Consider the following 2,451-nt stretch of genomic DNA (forward strand, 5'->3'; position numbering starts at 1 on the left):
CAATTGCATGCGCTTGTAGCGACTTGTGCACAAAGAGATCTCAATCCGGCAGAAGAAATTTATAGAATAGCACAAAATCTTGGCTATCAGAACCAAGCAGTGCAAGCGAATAATCAAGTTGCAGAACTTCAAAGTCGGCAGAATTCTGCGCGGACTTTGACAGCATCTGGTGGAGGAGGGAGTACTGGACCAATGACTTTAGCAAGCATTGATAGGATGTCAGAAGAAGAATTTGACGTTTGGATATCAAATCCGAAAAATAAAGCGATTTTTCGGCAATTACACGGTGCAGGTAACGGGTATTAAGAGTGCATTTTATAGAAATTAGTCTGTTTTATACAGGGCTATGATCCGGCTTTTAAGCCGGTTTTTTTTACAGCAAAGAAAGGTAAAATCAATGGCATTAACAACAGTTAGAGCAGATGATCCTCATGCGATAAGCACGTGGTCAAAATTATTAAATACAGAAGTTTCAAAGGCGATACCTATTGCCCCTCTTATAGGCAGGGGTTCAAACAGCATTATTCAACTTAAAACTGAAACACAGAAGGGCAGAGGGGATTGTGTTACATTTAGCTTACGTACACAGCTTTTGGGACGGGGAGTTACCTCAGGACAGACGCTTGAGGGGAATGAAGAGGCATTACAATTCCTTCATGACAGACTCTATATTGACGAGCTTTCGCATGCAGTTCGTGTAGAAAATGAAGGTAGTATAGCGCAACAACGTACAACGTTTGATTTGCGTGACGAAGCAAAAGATGGCTTAGTTGATTGGTATGCAGATCGCTTAAGCTTGATGTTTTTCATTCAAGCTTGCGGATATACAGCAAGGACAATCTCTTTTGAAGATCGGATGATAGATATCGAGAATGTGCATTATGGATTTAATGAACCTCTGGCACCAAGTAGTAAGCGAATTATCCGTCCAGATGGTAAAACCAAGGATGAAGATCTCAGTGAAGCGCCAAAACACAGCTTTAGTTTGAAGCTTATTGACGAAGCTGTAAAAATGGCGAAACTTGCTAATCCCAAAATTCGACCAGTACGTGTGAATGGGGAGAGTGTTTATGTTCTCTATTTGCACCCAACACAAGTGATGCAATTGCGCACCAATACAGAGACTGGACAGTGGCTTGATATTCAGAAAGCTGCTTATACGGGTTCGCGCGCGAAGAACCCGATTTTTGATGGTTCTCTTGGCATGTATAATGGTGTGATTTTACGTGAATCTGAACATGTCACTCATGGGGTTAAATCTACCGATCATACAGCGAAAAAAAGTGTGCGTCGTGCTGTTTTTCTTGGAGCACAAAGTATCGTTATGGCTTTTGGAAATAATCGCAATGTCAATCGCTATAAATTGGTGGAAGAGCATTTCGACTATCAACGTTACTATGGTTTGTCTGCGAAAACACTGATTGGCATGAAGAAAACCCGTTTCAAATTTCCAAATAGCTCTCAAGCAGCGCAAGATTTTGGAACGATTGTTATCCCCACCTACAGTGGTGAACCTGATAATTAATCATAGGGAGGAAGCAAGACATGGCAGATCAATTACCACCTCCACTACAGGGGAGAAATCTTCACACCCAACAGGTGAGTTTCTTACGTTTGAATATCTCGCATAAAGATAAGCATCTCACAACGAAAATAGGGATATTACCTCGTGGCGCTTTGATCACTTCAATAAAAGCGTTCGTTAAGACGGCATTTTCAGAAGCGAAGTTGAAGATTGGCAGTACCTATGGGGGTAATGAGTTTGGAGAAAAAGACATCAAAGCCCAAGGCACGCAAGATTTTACGCCAACAGATCAAAAGTCTTTTGTTGCAGATGATAAGGAGATGACCCTTTATGCAACACGGGATAAAACAACTGCGGCTGGTGAGTGTGTTGTGGTTGTGCAATTCGTAACAAATCATTGAGGGGATAAGACATGGCAGATTATTTACCACAGCCCTTGCAAGGGAGAAATCTTCATACCCAGCAGGTAAGCTTTTTGCGGCTTAATTTTAGCTATGAAGATAAAGAAAACGCTATGAGAATAGGTACGCTACCTCGTGGTGCTTTGATTACTTCAATTAAAGTGTTTGTTAAGACAGCATTTTCGGACACAAAGGTCAAAATAGGCAGCACTGCTGGAGGGACTGAGTTTGGTGAAGCGGAAATCAAACAACAGGCAGTAAAAGAGGTTAAGCCCACCAATCAGAAGGAATTTGTCCCTTATGATGAAGAACTTACTCTCTATGCTAAAGCGGACAAAACGGTACAAGCTGGTCAAGCAAGTATAGTCGTTGAATTCGTGACTAATCACTGAGAGGTATTTTGATGACACGTCATTATATTCGGGTTAAGACTGGAGGACCGATACCTGTAAAGCGAGATGTTTATCGTCATAAGAGAACACTTTCGCACTTAGTGTCGGTCATTCAAGATGAGATTGATGACAT

Annotated in this window: 3 protein-coding genes and 1 pseudogene; all 4 read left to right on the forward strand. The window is 41.6% G+C overall.

Going from position 1 to position 2,451, the window contains the following annotated elements; translation table 11 throughout:
* A pseudogene (locus tag ACFILO_RS09160) lies at positions 1 to 306 on the forward strand (hypothetical protein); the annotation flags it as partial.
* A gap of 91 nt (positions 307 to 397) precedes the next feature.
* A complete protein-coding gene (locus tag ACFILO_RS09165; RefSeq protein ID WP_375648013.1) occupies positions 398 to 1,525 on the forward strand; it encodes a N4-gp56 family major capsid protein in 1,128 nt (375 codons plus the stop codon).
* Between the two features lie 20 nt (positions 1,526 to 1,545).
* Positions 1,546 to 1,926: a hypothetical protein gene (locus tag ACFILO_RS09170; RefSeq protein ID WP_375678190.1), complete on the forward strand. Its 381-nt coding sequence runs from the start codon at positions 1,546 to 1,548 to the stop codon at positions 1,924 to 1,926.
* An 11-nt stretch (positions 1,927 to 1,937) separates the two neighbouring features.
* Entirely contained in the window at positions 1,938 to 2,318 is a 381-nt protein-coding gene (locus ACFILO_RS09175) for a hypothetical protein (RefSeq protein WP_375637192.1), read from the forward strand.
* The last annotated feature ends 133 nt before the right edge of the window (positions 2,319 to 2,451 follow it).

It is taken from the genome of Bartonella sp. AP72JLCBS, from assembly GCF_042195705.1.
Lineage (GTDB): Bacteria > Pseudomonadota > Alphaproteobacteria > Rhizobiales > Rhizobiaceae > Bartonella.